Here is a 13,622-nt window from a genome sequence, read left to right on the forward strand (position 1 = left end):
TGAGATTCGCCCTGTTATGTCCGATCCGAGACGAACATCACGCGTCGCCGTAGGCCTCTCCGCCCAGTGCGAAGCCGGCCGTGCCCGCCGTCACATCGGCGAGCCAGGCGCGGAAGGCGTCCACGTCGGCGTCCGGCAGGCCGATCTCGATGGTGACGGCCTCGCCGTAGCGGACGTCCCGCACCTCGCGGCCGGTGGCGCGCAGGTCGTTCTGCACCTTGCCCGCACGCTGGTGGTCGACGGTCACGGTGGCCAGCCGGAAGCGGCGCCGGGTGAGGGTGCCGAGGGTGTCCAGGGCCTCGCCGACGGCTCCGCCATAGGCGCGGATCAGCCCGCCGGCGCCGAGCTTGACCCCGCCGTAGTAGCGGGTGACGACGGCGACCACGTACCGCATCTCACGGCGCAGCAGCATCTGGAGCATGGGGACACCGGCGGTGCCGCCCGGCTCGCCGTCGTCACTGGCCTTCTGCACGGAGGCGTCGGCGCCGATGACGTACGCCCAGCAGTTGTGGGTGGCGTCGGCGTGCTCCTTGCGCACGGACGCGATGAAGTCCTGCGCCTCCTGCTCGGTGGCGGCCGGGGCGAGCGCGCACAGGAAGCGGGAGCGATTGACCTCGGTCTCGTGCACGCCCGCGCGGGCGACTGTGCGGTACTCGTCCTGCATCCCGTAAGCCTAGGGCCTTGACCGGTGCACCCTGCCCGGTCAGCTCTTCCTGCCGCGCGGCACCGTGAACCAGGTCAGCAGGGCCACGCCCGGGGCGAGGGCCGGCCAGCCGGTGCCGCGCCAGGCCAGGACGGCGAGCGCGGCGGTCGGGAACTTGGTCCGCACCCGGTCCAGGGTGTCGTCCAGGCCGTCCCCGGCCAGCGCCAGGACGAGGTCCTCCAGGCCCGGGTTGTGTCCGATCAGCAGCAGCGTCTCCACCTCGGCCGGCACCTCGCGCACCACCTCGAGGAGGTCCGGTACGGCGGCCCCGTACAGCCGGCGGTCGTAGCGCACCGGCGGCGGGGTGCCCCACTCGGCCGAGGCCAGCTGCCAGGTCTGCCGGGCGCGTACGGCGGTGGAGCACAGGGCGAGGTCGGGCAGGAAGTCGGCCTCGGCGAGGGCCCGGCCGGCCGCCGGGGCGTCGCGCAGACCGCGCGGGGCGAGCGGTCTGCGGTGGTCCTCCACGCCCTCGGGCCAGGCGGACTTCGCATGCCGCAGCACGATCAGCCGCCGCAGCGGCCCCGCACCGGCCCGCTCCCTCACCTGCGCCTCCCGAGGCCGGCGGAGCGCACGCGTGCCTCGGCAGTCACCCCGCGCCTCCCGCTCGCCGGCGAGGCCGTCGCCCGGCTCATGCGGGCCTGCCGAGGTCGCCGGTCAGGTCCAGGGCGAGGAGACGGTCGGCGTAGGCGTAGGTCTCGAAGCGGGCGCCGTCGGGCAGGTCCGGCGTGTGCGCCACGTCGTGCAGCACGGCCAGTACGGCGGGCAGGTCCAGGTCGTCCTGCCAGGCGGCCCGCAGCCGCCCCCGTACCTCGTCGGGCACCGGCCGGGAGGGCCGGCGCGCCCACTCGGCCACGGCTCGCCGCCACCCGCCGAGCCGGAGCGCGGCCTCGTCCAGCGCGGCGGTGTCCAGCCGGGCGGGTTCGCCGCGCGGGACGGCGAGGAGGGCCAGGCGCAGCGCGGCGGGGTCGCCGAGGAGGACCGGGAGGGGGCAGGCGGTGACCACGGGGGCCACGGCCGCGACCGGGCCGGCATCGGAGACCTCCTCCGTGTCCTGGCGGACCACGTGGATGGCCTGGGCCTCGCCCAGTCCGGAGGCGAGGTCGTGCCCGTCCTCGAAGGGACGGATGGCGAGGGCGGTACCCGCCGCACGGAGTTCCGGCTGGTCGCGGGGGGCGGTGAGGGTCGCCCAGACCGGGGTTCCGCCCAGTTCCAGGGCACGGACGAGCAGATCGGCGGTGAGCAGCACCCGCAGGGCCGACGGGTCGAGGCCGAAGGCGTGGGCCTCGATACGGGTCAGGCCACGGCGGGCGGGCGCGGCGGCGATGTGCTCACCGGTTCGGGCGTCGAGGATGCGCAGCACGGGCCGAGCGTAGGCGGGCGGACGGCCGTGCGCAGGCACCTTGCGCCGATTCCGGTCACCGTGGCGGGGTACCGGGGGGAATCGGCACCGCCGGAGCGCTGTTGCCCAGGCGAAGGATCCCCCGACACGAGGAGGCGGCCATGTACGGCGACGAGGCGACGATCCGCAGGATCCTGACCGAGCTGGGCGACACCTGGGCGGTGGTCGGCCTGTCCGGCAACCGGAACCGGGCCGCCTACGGGGTGGCGCAGGTGCTCCAGCGGTTCGGCAAGCGGATCGTGCCGGTGCACCCGAAGGCCGAGACGGTGCACGGCGAGCGCGGCTACGCGTCGCTGGCGGACATCCCCTTCCCCGTGGACGTGGTCGACGTCTTCGTCAACAGCGAACTGGCGGGTGCGGTGGCCGACGAAGCCGTGACAAAGGGGGCCAAGGCGGTCTGGTTCCAGCTGGGGGTCGTCGACGTCGCGGCCTACGAGAGGACCCGCACCGCCGGACTTGACATGGTCATGAACCGCTGCCCGGCGATCGAAATTCCGCTCCTGGCTGGCTGATACTTCTCCTACATCACAATTACGCGCTGAATATCTACATTCGCAGAGCGTGCCTGACCTGTACGAAGACTTGTGTATAAGACATGTAAGATCCAGGGTCAAGATTTGGTATCACGTCTTCTGCCAGGGCCTCACGCCTACCTAATCTGTGGCCTCCTTCCCCGTTAAATCTCCGTTCACATGTGAGAGGCCACTTGACATGGCGAATGTCGACCAGGCTAAGCCCTCGGTAGCCACAAGCGACACCGGTGGGCTCCGCCGCGACGTCGGACTGATCGGCCTGATGTGGGCCTCCGTGGGGTCCATCATCGGTTCAGGCTGGCTCTTCGGCGCCGAGAAGGCCGTGGTGGCAGCAGGCCCCGCCGCGATCATCTCGTGGGTGATCGGCGCGGTGGCCATCGTGCTGCTGGCGCTCGTGCACGCCGAACTCGGCGGCATGTTCCCGGTCGCGGGCGGCACCGCCCGTTATCCCCACTACGCCTTCGGCGGCCTGGCCGGCATGTCCTTCGGCTGGTTCTCCTGGCTCCAGGCAGCCACCGTGGCCCCGATCGAGGTCGAGGCCATGATCGGCTATGCCAAGCACTGGAAGTTCGCCGAAGGGCTCCAGAACGCCAACGGCACGCTGACGACCAGCGGCATCGTGGTGGCAGTACTCCTCATGGCCGTGTTCGTCGCGGTCAACTTCCTCGGTGTCCGCGTCCTCGCCCACACCAACAGCGCCGCCACCTGGTGGAAGATCGCCGTCCCGCTCGCCGCGATCTTCGTCATCGCCATCGGCAACTTCCACCCGGCCAACTTCACCTCCGAGGGCTTCGCACCGTTCGGCGCCAAGGGCGTCCTGACCGCGATCAGCTCCAGCGGCATCATCTTCGCGCTGCTCGGCTTCGAGCAGGCGATCCAGCTGGCCGGTGAGAGCCGCAACCCGAAGCGTGACCTGCCCCGCGCGACGCTCGGCTCGGTCGCCATCGGTGCCGTGATCTACGTCCTGCTCCAGGTCGTCTTCATCGCCGCCCTGCCGCACGCCTCCTTCGCGAAGGGCTGGGCGCACCTGAACTACGCCGGCATCAGCGGCCCCTGGGCCGGTCTCGCCACGCTGGTCGGTCTGGGCTGGCTGGCCTGGATCCTGTACGCCGACGCGATCATCTCCCCCGGTGGCACCGGCCTGATCTACACCACCGCCACCTCCCGCATCTCCTACGGCCTCGCCAAGAACGGCTACGCGCCGAAGGTGTTCGCCAAGACGGACTCCCGCGGTGTGCCGTGGTTCGGTCTCGCCATCTCCTTCGTGACCGGCGTGATCTGCTTCCTGCCCTTCCCGAGCTGGCAGACCCTGGTCAGCTTCATCACCTCGGCGAGCGTGCTGATGTACGCGGGCGCCCCGCTGGCCTACGGCGTCTTCAAGGACCGGCTGCCGAACCTGGAGCGCCCGTACCGGCTCCCCGGCGGCAAGTTCATCTCGCCGCTGTCCTTCGTGGTCGCCAACCTGATCATCTTCTGGTCCGGCTGGGACACCCTGTGGCGGCTGGGCTGCGCCATCCTCATCGGCTACGTCCTGCTCGGCTCCTACGCCGCGTACGCGATCAGCAAGAACCTGCCCAACGCGCCGCGGCTGGACTTCAAGGCCGCGCAGTGGCTGCTGCCCTACCTGCTGGGCATCGGCGTGATCTCCTACCTGAGCACCTTCGGTGGCACGGGCACCCTGCCGCTGTGGTGGGACATCCTGGTCGTGGCGGTCTTCTCCCTCGGCATCTACTACTGGGCCAAGGCGACCGCCTCCGCCCCCGAGGCGATCGAGCGCAGCATCGACGAGGTCGTGGTCACCGACGCTCCGGCGCACTGACCACCCCCCTCACCCAACTCCGGTGTCCCGTCAGCAGAGCCCTGCTGACGGGACACCGTCGTGTTTACGGGGGATTGCTCACCGAGACCCGGCCACGCATGGGCGGTCCTGATCAGCGCCCTTCGGTGAGCAGGTGGTCGGCCGTCCGCAGCGCCTCCTGGACCAGCCGGGGCACATGCGCGTGCCGCAGCGAGTAGATCACCCGGCGGCCCTCCTTGCGGGTGCCCACGAGACCCGCGAGGCGCAGCCTGGCCAGATGCTGGCTGACGGCCGGGCGGGCGGCGCCGCAGGCCTCGGTGAGCGTGCCGACGTCGGCCGGGCCGGCGGTCAGGGCATGCAGCAGGGCGAGGCGGGTGCGGTCGCCGAGCAGGGCCAGGAGGTCGGCGGCGAGCGCGAACTGCTCCTCGCCCGGGGTGCGCGGATGCGCATGGTGCGCAGGTGATAGGTGCATGCGTGCGCTCATACGCACATAATGGCTCCGTGGACGTCTCGCGTCCACTCCCGCACACCGGAAGGGGACCGACGTGAGCGACCGGCAGCCGCACCGGCACGGGTCGGACGACCACGGGGCACAGGGACGCGCAGCTCATGGCCAGGAGCGACAGCAGCACCAGCACGCGCACGGCGAGGACGGACACTCCCACGCGCACCAGCACCCCCACCCCCACCAGACCGGCCGCCCCGGGCTCAAGCACCGGCTCGGCCATCTCCTCACCCCGCACTCCCACGAGACCGCCGACAAGCTCGACCCCGCGCTGGAGTCCTCGGCGCGCGGGATGCGGGCGCTGTGGGTGTCCCTGCTCGTGCTGGGGGCGACCGCGCTGGCGCAGGGGGTGGTGGTGGCCCTCTCCGGCTCGGTGGCGCTGCTCGGCGACACGGTGCACAACGCCGCCGACGCGCTGACCGCCGTACCGCTCGGCATCGCCTTCGTGCTGGGGCGGCGGGCGGCGACCCGGCGGTTCACCTACGGCTACGGCCGCGCCGAGGACCTGGCGGGGCTGGCGATCGTGCTGACCATCGCCGGCTCGGCCGCGTTCGCCGCCTGGGCGGCCGTGGGACGGCTGCTCGAGCCGCGCCCGGTCGCGCAGCTGCCGGCGGTCGCGGTGGCCGCGCTGGTCGGCTTCGCCGGCAACGAGTGGGTGGCCCGGTACCGGATCCGGGTGGGGCGGGAGATCGGCTCGGCCGCGCTGGTCGCCGACGGGCTGCACGCCCGTACCGACGGGTTCACCTCGCTGGCCGTGCTGCTGGGCGCGGGCGGATCCGCGCTGGGCTGGCAGGCGGCCGACCCGGTCGTGGGGTTGGCGATCACGGCCGCGATCGTCCTGGTGCTGCGGGACGCGGCGCGCGAGGTGTTCCGGCGGATGCTGGACGCCGTCGACCCGGCGCTGGTGGACCGGGCCGAGCGGGCGGTGCGGGCGGTGCCCGGCGTGCGTGGGGTGGGTGAGCTGCGGCTGCGCTGGATCGGGCACCGGCTGCGGGCCGAACTGGCGGTGATCGTGGACGGGGAGGCGACGGTACGGCAGGCGCACGCGATCGCCGTCGAGGCCGAACACGCCCTGCTGCACGCCCTGCCCCGGCTGACGGCCGCCCTGGTGCACGCGGACCCGGCACCGGTGCCGGGCGGGCCGGATCCGCATCTGGCGCTCGCCCACCACCTCACGACGTGATCAGGCGCCGCCCGGGTCCGAGGGTGAGCAGGGCGTTCAGCGGACCGGGGGAACCGAGACGGCCATCACCATCTCCATCGGGACCTCGCCCTCGTTGCCGTACTCGTGCGGGACGTCCGCCTCGAAGGAGGCGCTGGCGCCCGCCGGGACGAGGTGCCGTACCCCCTCGACGGTGAGGGTCAGTTCGCCGGCGGTGACATGGAGGAGTTCCACCGTGCCGGCCGGGTGCGGGTCCGAGGGGCTCCGCTCGCCGGGCATCAGCCGCCAGTCCCACATCTCCAGCGGGCCGGGGGCCTCCGCGCCGGCCAGCAGCCGGTTGTAGCCGCCGGCCTCGCTGTGCCACAGCCGTACGGCCTGGTCGGCCGGGACGACACGGACCCGGGGGCCCTGTTCGTAGTCGAGCAGGGTGGTGATGCTGACGCCGAGCGCGTCGCCGATCTTGACGACGGTGCCGATGCTCGGGTTGGTGCGGGCCTGCTCGATCTGGATGAGCATGCCGCGGCTGACCCCGGCCCGGGCGGCCAGCGCGTCCAGGGTGAAGCCGCGCTCGGTGCGCCAGCGCTTGACGTTGCGCGCAAGGGACTGGGTCAGCAGGTCGAGGTCCGACACATTCCGTCCAGGGTCCGGGGTCCAGTATACGAGATGGTCCACTGCGATGGATGACGGGGTTCAGTTCATTGAACTACCGTGGGGCGTACCCCTTCGTCCAACAAACTGTACTGCGAGGTGCCGTGACAGCATTCTTCGCCCTGACCACCAGCCTGTTGTGGGGGCTGGCCGACTTCGGCGGCGGGCTGCTGACACGGCGCACCCCGGCGCTCACGGTGGTGGTGGTCTCGCAGACGGTCGCGGCCGCCGTGCTGGGCGCGATCGTCGTCGCCACGGGCGGCTGGGGCGAGGCCGGGCCCCGGCTGTGGTTCGCCGCCGCGGCCGGCGTGATCGGCCCGGTGGCGGTGCTCTGCTTCTACCAGGCGCTCGCGCGCGGCCCGATGGGCGTGGTGTCGCCGCTCGCCACGCTCAGCGTGGCCGTGCCCGTCGGCGTGGGGCTGGTGCTCGGCGAGCGTCCGGGGCTGCTCCAGGTCGCGGGCATCGCGGTCGCGGTCACCGGGGTCGTGCTGGCCGGCGGCCCGCAGCTGCGGGGTGCGCCCGTCCAGCGGCGGACGATCCTGCTCACCCTGGTCGCGGCGCTCGGCTTCGGCGCGGTGTTCGCGCTGATCTCGCAGGCCTCGACGAATGTCACCGGGCTGTTCCTCGCCCTGTTCGTGCAGCGGCTGACGAACATCGCGGTGGGCGGTGCCGCGCTCGCCGTCTCGGCCCGGCGGGGCGTCCCCGTCGTACCGCAGGGCGGTTTCCCCTGGACCTCGCTGCCCGCGCTGGCCTTCGTCGGCCTCGCCGATGTGGCGGCCAACGGCACCTACGCCGTCGCCGCCCAGCACGGCCCGGTCACCGTGGCGGCCGTCCTGGCCTCGCTGTATCCGGTGGTCACGGCGCTGGCCGCGCGCGGCTTCCTCAGCGAGCGGCTGCGCGCCGTCCAGGCGGCGGGAGCGGGGCTGGCGCTGCTGGGCACCCTGCTGCTGGCGACCGGCTGAGCCCGGCCGGGTCAGCCCTCGGGCTCCAGCTCGGCGAGGCGGGCGACGGCGGCCTCGTCCAGCTCCGCCAGGGAGCGCAGCTGCTCCGGCGTCGTCCCGTCCGGGATCGGCACCGGCGCCGGGGTCCGCAGGGGCGGCTGCCAGCCGTCGTCGGGGGTCCAGCGCCGTACGACCCGGGCCGGGGCCCCGGCCACCACGGCATGGTCGGGCACCGTGCCGCGCACCACCGCACCGGCCGCCACGACCACGTTCCGGCCGATCCGGGCGCCCGGCAGGATCACCGCGCCGGTGCCGATCCAGCAGCCCGGGCCGATCTCGACCGGCTCCATCCGCGGCCACTGCTTGCCGATCGGCTCGTGCGGGTCGTCGTAGGAGTGGTTGGTGGAGGTGACGTAGACGTACGGGCCGAAGTAGCAGTCGTTGCCGATCGTGACCGTGGTGTCCGCGATGACATGGCTGCCGCGGCCGAGGACCACGCCGTCGCCGATCCGCAGGATGGGGTCCGGACCGAGGTCGAGGTCCGGCATCAGACCGGCGGTGAGGGTGACCCGTTCGCCGATGATGCAGTAGGAGCCGATGCGGATCCACGGCTCGCCGAAGACCGTGCCGAGCGGGAAGGCCAGACGGGTGGCCTCGCCGAGCGCGCCGAAGCGGAAGGCCGCCGGGTGCTCGGCCGTGACGGAACCCGCGCGCTGGGCCCAGGCCCAGGCCCGGTGGACCGCGCGCTGGGCGAGGCCCCGGCGCCAGGATGAGAACGTGTTCTTGCGCTTCGGCACGGGGTCACGTTACTCATCGGTCGCCCGGGGCGAGAGGCCGGGCTGCTGTGATCTTTGCCCCAACCGGTGCCGTACCGTTCACCCCACGTTCGCGGGCTACGGATGCGAGGAGACGGTGATGACCCGGCAGGCGCTGATCGTGGGTATCGGGGGCAGGGAGCCCCAGGTCGATCCGGAGGCGTTCGTCGCGCCCACGGCCTCGGTGATCGGAGACGTCACCCTGCACGCGGGGGCCAGTGTCTGGTACGGCGCGGTGGTGCGCGGTGACGTGGAGCGGATCACCGTGGGCGCGGCCGCCAACGTCCAGGACAACGTCACCCTCCATGCCGACCCCGGGTTTCCGGTGAGCGTCGGCGAGCGGGTGTCCATCGGGCACAACGCCGTGGTCCACGGGGCGACGGTCGAGGACGACTGCCTGATCGGGATGGGGGCCACCGTGCTGAACGGCGCGGTGATCGGGGCCGGGTCGCTGGTCGCGGCGCAGGCCCTGGTGCCGCAGGGGATGGTGGTGCCGCCGGGGTCGCTGGTGGCGGGGGTGCCGGCGAAGGTGCGGCGGGAGCTGAGCGAGGAGGAGCGCCAGGGCGTGACCCTCAACGGCACGATGTACGCGGAGCTGGCCCGGGCACATCGGGCGGTGCACGAGTAGTCCGGCCGGGCCGCGGGCGGCCGTCCCCGTTACGCCTTACTCCCCGGCGCGCACGGCTTCCGCCTCCGGGGCGGGAGCCTGGGCGGCCTTCTTCGCCTTGCGCTTGACGATCAGCACGGACGCCAGGCCGATCAGGACCGCGACGCCCAGGCCCACGTAGGAGAACTTCTTCAGCCAGCCCTCGGCGACCACGCCGACGTAGTAGATGACGGCCGTCGTACCGCCCGCCCAGCAGATGCCGCCGAGGACGTTGGCGATCAGGAACTTCCAGTACGGCATGTGCAGCACGCCCGCGAGCGGTCCGGCGAAGATGCGCAGCAGGGCGACGAAGCGGCCGAAGAAGACGGCCCACATGCCCCACTTCTCGAAGGACCGCTCGGCGGTGGCGACATGGCCCTCGCCGAAGTGCTTCGGGAACTTCCTGCCGAGCCAGGCCAGCAGCGGCCGGCCGCCCTTGCGGCCGATCGCGTAGCCGATGGAGTCGCCGATCACCGCGCCCGCGGTCGCACAGGCGCCGAGGACGACCGGGTTGATGCCCGAGTTGTGGGAGGACATCAGCGCGGCCGAGACCAGGATGATCTCGCCCGGCAGCGGGATGCCCACGCTCTCCAGACCGATCACCAGGGCCACCACGCCGTAGACGGCCACCGCGGGCACCGAGTCGAGCCATTCCTGCACGTGCACCGCAGGTTCCTCCCCTGTCGCCGTCCCTGACTCGTGGACCGCCGCGCGTAAAGGGCGTCCCAAGGGAAGGCTACCTGCTCGGCCCGGAAGCACCGCAGGCGTACGGCGGCCACGGCACCGCGGGCGGAGCAGGGCGGGCCGGCAGGGTGCGGGTCAGCAGGGCGGCGGCCCCGGTGAGCAGGAGTGCGCGGCGCAGCTGCGGCCGGGCGTGGGGACAGCGTTGTCAGCGGACCAGGCACGGGCCACGAGGACGGTGGCGAGCAGGACGAGCGCGGTGAGCCCGGCACCGAGGACAACGGCCGTGCGATGCCGGCTCACCGTTCCACGGCCTCCGGCTCCATGGCCGCCGGGGTGTGTGCCCGACGGTCGGGGCGGCGGTGCGGGCCAGTCCCGGGCGGCACCGCGGCCGGGCCGTGTGTCGAGATAGCGGCGGGCGCCCCAGCCGAGCACGGTCTCGGCCAGCAGCAGGCCCAGTTGCTCCTCGAAGGCGCCGAGCTGTTCGGCGGCGTGGCGGCAGTGGGCACAGCCGGACAGATGGCGTCGTACGTCCGGCAGCAGATCGCCGCCGCGGCGCAGGGGGATGTCGAGGAGGCGGTTGTAGAAACGGCATTCTCTGGAGGGGGCGAGTTCCAGGTGGGCGCGTACACACCCGGTCCGGAATTGCTCACGTGCCCGCTCCAGGGCGGCCGCGGCGGTGGCCGGGTCCACACCCAGAAGAGCGGCGGGTGTGTTTATGGGTTCGGCTTCGACCTCGGTGTGCCAGAGAAGGCATCGAGAGGCGGCGGGAAGCGAATGGAAAGCGCGTTCGGCCAGCCGCCGCCTTTCCGGTGTCCCGGCGTTTGCCGCGCGCAGTCCGCGGGCTCCGGTGGTACGGCGCAATTCCGGCAGTGCGACACAGGCCGCGGGGTCGGCGGCCCAGGTGCGGGCGGTGTCGCGGACGGCCACCAGCAGCCGGGGGCGCAGCGCCCCGTCCACCGGCCGGCCGAGCACCTGGTGGAAGGCGGCGATGGCCACGAGTTGGGCCGCGGAGCCCGCGGAGGCCAGGCAGACCATCGCGTAGTCGTGGGTGGCCCGCCAGTGCCGGGTGAGCAGCAGGGCGACGGCATGGTGGTGGGCGTCGTCCGGGCCGCGGAGCCGGGCGACGAGATCACGGTCGGACTCCCCCGTCGATCCGGGGCGAGGCGGGTACGGCGGGCGTGGGGGGTTGGAGGACTGCACGGACTTTTCCTTTCCAGCCGCAGGGCGGGGCGAATTGGCGCCCTGTGGAAAGCAGTGCGTGATTGGTGCGTACCTTCGGGGCCGGCCTTTGCCGCGCGATGCCGGCCTTTGCCCTCCCGCGGGGTGGCTCACTTTCGCACACGCGCGTCACGGGAAACAAGGAGTTGGAATGACGGAACGTCAAAGAGACTTGTACGCCCGATGGTTACCGCCGGTATCCCTATCAACTCGCACGGGAAAAGCGGATGGACGAGAACTCTCCGGGCGAATTCCCGGTTTTCCGCCGCGGCCCAGCTCGGCGACGACCTGATCGACGCGCACGTCCGGCGAGGGGGACGCCGTCCGGCCGGCCGACGCCCGCCAGGCCGCGGCCCCGAATTCACCGACCGACTCAGGGGGTTCGTGGCCGGATTTGACGGACGGCGACCTGCCACGGAAGGGCCGCAGCGGGCCGCGTGAGGCGCTGCGGCGCAGGCGTGCGGCGGCCGGACGGGACCGGCGGGGTCCGGTTTGTAACGGGGGTGACCCGCATCCGCTCCAGCTGCATGCCGCCTACGGCACGGTCGCGCTCCCCCTGAAGAGCGCCACCTTCTCCGTGATCGGCCGCGCCCTGCCCGCACATGTCCGCGCCCTCAACGACGGTGGCCACACCTGGGCGCTCTACGCCCTCGCCATCGGCGCCACACTCGTCGCCGTACGCCGGCTCCGGCTCGCCCCGCCCTCGGCCCGCTAGTCCGCCCTCGTCCGGCGCGACGGCGGCGCCCACCGCCTGAGCCGGCGCATCCCGGGGCCTGCACCTGGACCGGCACCCGGCCGCGCTGTCCATCCCCGAGACCACCCCCGGCACGCCCCGCTCACTCGGCCTGGATGAAACCCGGCTCGCCGACGTCCGAGACACCCCGAGACCCCGCACGGTCTCGGGGCCGGGCCTGCCTCAGCCGTTCAGGCGCAGCGTCCAGACGACGGTCATCTCGCCCGTGACCGCACCGTCCGCGCGCTGGAGGGCGATCGCCACCGGGAACTCCGGCCGCCCGCCCGCGTCGAGTTCGGCGACGACCTCGGCCGCCGGGCGCCCCAGGGTCGCGGTGGCCGTCACCGCGCCCATCGCCAGCTTCTTGTAGTCGATCTCGGCGCGCACCGCGAGCGGCACCGCCCGGGAGAGCTGGTCGCCGAAGGCCTCCAGGACGATGGCCCCGCTGGCGGACTCGGCCAGGGTGAACATGGCGCCGGCGTGCGGGCCGCCGATGTGGTTGTGGAACTCGGACTGGTCGGGCAGCCGCAGGACGGCACGTTCCGCGGTGACCTCGATGAATTCCAGGTTCAGGGTGCGCACCATGGGGACGGCGGCGGCCAGCATGTTGCCTCGCGAGGCGTTCTCAACGGTCATGCGCGCGATGTTACCGATGAGTAGCCACAGCTGGCCAGCATGGTTTCACTCGCTCTCTCCCTTTTCGCTACGACTCTGACGAGATCCGGTGACCGAACCGTGCCGCCACGGCACTAGGGTTGTCGGCCATGTGGCCAGATCAGCAGCCGCCCGGGGGCGCGCAGAACCCGCAGCAGAACCCGTACCAGCAGCCGGGTTACCAGCAGCCGAACCCGTACCAGCAGCCCGGGTACCAGCAGTACCCGCAGGCAGGGCAGTACGGGCAGCAGGCCGGACCGTACGGACAGCAGTCCGAGTGGACGCAGGCGCCCACCATGGCCGGCGGTCCGCAGCCTCCGCAGGGCGGCGGTGGCGGCCGTACCAAGCTGATCGCGATCATCGCCGCCGCGGCGGTCGTGGTCGCCGCCGGTGTGACCGGCTTCCTGGTACTCGGCGGCTCGAAGGACGACAAGGCGGAGAACGGCAAGGGCGCCCCGCACCCGAGCCAGTCGGCGACGCAGAAGCAGCCCACCGCGACCGCGTCCACGACCGACAACCCGCGCGGCAACGAGACCGAGAAGCCGACCGTCGCCGGCTGGCAGGTGGTGGTGAACCCCAAGTGGGGCATCGCCTTCGACGTGCCGGCCGACTGGGAGGTGCAGTCCCCCGGCCTGGAGATCGGCTTCGAGGACAAGAAGTCCACCAGCCTCAAGCCGATCATCGTGATGTCGGGCACGGCCAAGGACAAGCCGCAGTGGTGCACGTCCGACGACGACAAGGACGGCCGTACCGACGACACCCCGCTGGCGGTCGTGGGCACCAAGGGGGCCAGCGGCGCCAAGAGCGCGGACCAGATCGCGATCAACACGCCGGCCTGGTGGGTCTACGGCGGCTACACCCAGCCGGACAAGAAGAGCGTCTCCTTCGACAAGAAGGCCACGCCCTTCACGACCGCCTCGGGCATCAAGGGCAGCTACGCGTGGGCCCGGTCGACCAACACCCCCAGCAAGGGCAAGTGCGCGAGCGACGGCAAGGCGCTCACGTTCGGCTTCCAGAACTCGGCGCACGACTATGTGTCGTTCAACTTCTACGGGGCCAAGGGCGTGAAGGACGAGGTCCCCAACGCGACCGTGCTGAAGATCCTCAGCACCGTCCGGCTGCACGGCACCCCGACCGGCAGCTGAGCACCGCAATTGGTTTGAAAGCACGGCCCGGGCGAGCC

The 13,622-nt window shown here is 72.4% G+C and carries 16 protein-coding genes; 7 read left to right on the forward strand and 9 right to left on the reverse strand.

What is annotated here, in order from left to right:
• Positions 1-37: 37 nt before the first annotated feature.
• The 3 genes from ACWCV9_RS22520 to ACWCV9_RS22530 all read right to left on the reverse strand — a co-directional run bounded on the left by ACWCV9_RS22520 (position 38) and on the right by ACWCV9_RS22530 (position 2,063).
• Positions 38-664, reverse strand: coding sequence for a YigZ family protein (locus ACWCV9_RS22520; protein ID WP_450788968.1), 627 nt, complete (start codon positions 662-664; stop codon positions 38-40).
• Between the two features lie 39 nt (positions 665-703).
• The gene (locus tag ACWCV9_RS22525; protein ID WP_450788970.1) at positions 704-1,246 is read right to left on the reverse strand and encodes a SixA phosphatase family protein; all 543 of its coding nucleotides are present in this window, start codon (positions 1,244-1,246) and stop codon (positions 704-706) included.
• 85 nt (positions 1,247-1,331) lie between these two features.
• Positions 1,332-2,063 (reverse strand): hypothetical protein, encoded by a 732-nt coding sequence (locus tag ACWCV9_RS22530; protein WP_450788972.1) that lies wholly within the window; start codon positions 2,061-2,063, stop codon positions 1,332-1,334.
• Between the two features lie 140 nt (positions 2,064-2,203).
• Between ACWCV9_RS22530 and ACWCV9_RS22535 the strand changes: the two genes are divergently transcribed.
• Positions 2,204-2,614, forward strand: coding sequence for a CoA-binding protein (locus tag ACWCV9_RS22535; protein ID WP_450788974.1), 411 nt, complete (start codon positions 2,204-2,206; stop codon positions 2,612-2,614).
• A gap of 199 nt (positions 2,615-2,813) precedes the next feature.
• Entirely contained in the window at positions 2,814-4,454 is a 1,641-nt protein-coding gene (locus ACWCV9_RS22540; RefSeq protein ID WP_450788976.1) for an APC family permease, read from the forward strand.
• 112 nt (positions 4,455-4,566) lie between these two features.
• Here the strand turns inward: ACWCV9_RS22540 and ACWCV9_RS22545 are convergent, their stop codons facing one another.
• The gene (locus ACWCV9_RS22545; protein WP_450788978.1) at positions 4,567-4,917 is read right to left on the reverse strand and encodes an ArsR/SmtB family transcription factor; all 351 of its coding nucleotides are present in this window, start codon (positions 4,915-4,917) and stop codon (positions 4,567-4,569) included.
• 61 nt (positions 4,918-4,978) lie between these two features.
• On the opposite strand from ACWCV9_RS22545, the gene ACWCV9_RS22550 reads away from it, so the two are divergent.
• The gene (locus tag ACWCV9_RS22550; protein ID WP_450788980.1) at positions 4,979-6,121 is read left to right on the forward strand and encodes a cation diffusion facilitator family transporter; all 1,143 of its coding nucleotides are present in this window, start codon (positions 4,979-4,981) and stop codon (positions 6,119-6,121) included.
• Between the two features lie 36 nt (positions 6,122-6,157).
• Here ACWCV9_RS22550 and ACWCV9_RS22555 read toward each other — a convergent pair whose 3' ends face one another.
• Entirely contained in the window at positions 6,158-6,730 is a 573-nt protein-coding gene (locus tag ACWCV9_RS22555) for a helix-turn-helix domain-containing protein (RefSeq protein ID WP_450788982.1), read from the reverse strand.
• A 122-nt stretch (positions 6,731-6,852) separates the two neighbouring features.
• Here ACWCV9_RS22555 and ACWCV9_RS22560 point away from each other — a divergent pair, with 122 nt between their 5' ends.
• On the forward strand, positions 6,853-7,710 hold the full coding sequence (locus ACWCV9_RS22560) for an EamA family transporter (RefSeq protein ID WP_450788984.1): 858 nt from the start codon (positions 6,853-6,855) through the stop codon (positions 7,708-7,710).
• An 11-nt stretch (positions 7,711-7,721) separates the two neighbouring features.
• Here ACWCV9_RS22560 and ACWCV9_RS22565 read toward each other — a convergent pair whose 3' ends face one another.
• Positions 7,722-8,486 (reverse strand): acyltransferase, encoded by a 765-nt coding sequence (locus ACWCV9_RS22565; RefSeq protein WP_450788986.1) that lies wholly within the window; start codon positions 8,484-8,486, stop codon positions 7,722-7,724.
• 118 nt (positions 8,487-8,604) lie between these two features.
• Here ACWCV9_RS22565 and ACWCV9_RS22570 point away from each other — a divergent pair, with 118 nt between their 5' ends.
• The gene (locus ACWCV9_RS22570; protein WP_385844184.1) at positions 8,605-9,132 is read left to right on the forward strand and encodes a gamma carbonic anhydrase family protein; all 528 of its coding nucleotides are present in this window, start codon (positions 8,605-8,607) and stop codon (positions 9,130-9,132) included.
• Positions 9,133-9,168: 36 nt separating this feature from the next.
• Here ACWCV9_RS22570 and ACWCV9_RS22575 read toward each other — a convergent pair whose 3' ends face one another.
• Complete coding sequence (locus tag ACWCV9_RS22575) at positions 9,169-9,816, reverse strand: DedA family protein (protein WP_450788988.1); 648 nt, start codon at positions 9,814-9,816, stop codon at positions 9,169-9,171.
• 153 nt (positions 9,817-9,969) lie between these two features.
• Complete coding sequence (locus ACWCV9_RS22580) at positions 9,970-11,034, reverse strand: hypothetical protein (RefSeq protein WP_450788990.1); 1,065 nt, start codon at positions 11,032-11,034, stop codon at positions 9,970-9,972.
• 412 nt (positions 11,035-11,446) lie between these two features.
• Here ACWCV9_RS22580 and ACWCV9_RS22585 point away from each other — a divergent pair, with 412 nt between their 5' ends.
• Positions 11,447-11,767, forward strand: coding sequence for a hypothetical protein (locus tag ACWCV9_RS22585; RefSeq protein WP_450788992.1), 321 nt, complete (start codon positions 11,447-11,449; stop codon positions 11,765-11,767).
• 201 nt (positions 11,768-11,968) lie between these two features.
• Here the strand turns inward: ACWCV9_RS22585 and ACWCV9_RS22590 are convergent, their stop codons facing one another.
• Positions 11,969-12,421 (reverse strand): DUF4442 domain-containing protein, encoded by a 453-nt coding sequence (locus ACWCV9_RS22590; protein ID WP_450788993.1) that lies wholly within the window; start codon positions 12,419-12,421, stop codon positions 11,969-11,971.
• Positions 12,422-12,549: 128 nt separating this feature from the next.
• Between ACWCV9_RS22590 and ACWCV9_RS22595 the strand changes: the two genes are divergently transcribed.
• Positions 12,550-13,584 (forward strand): hypothetical protein, encoded by a 1,035-nt coding sequence (locus tag ACWCV9_RS22595; protein WP_450788995.1) that lies wholly within the window; start codon positions 12,550-12,552, stop codon positions 13,582-13,584.
• Positions 13,585-13,622: the final 38 nt, after the last annotated feature.

It is taken from the genome of Streptomyces sp. NPDC001606 (assembly GCF_053596835.1).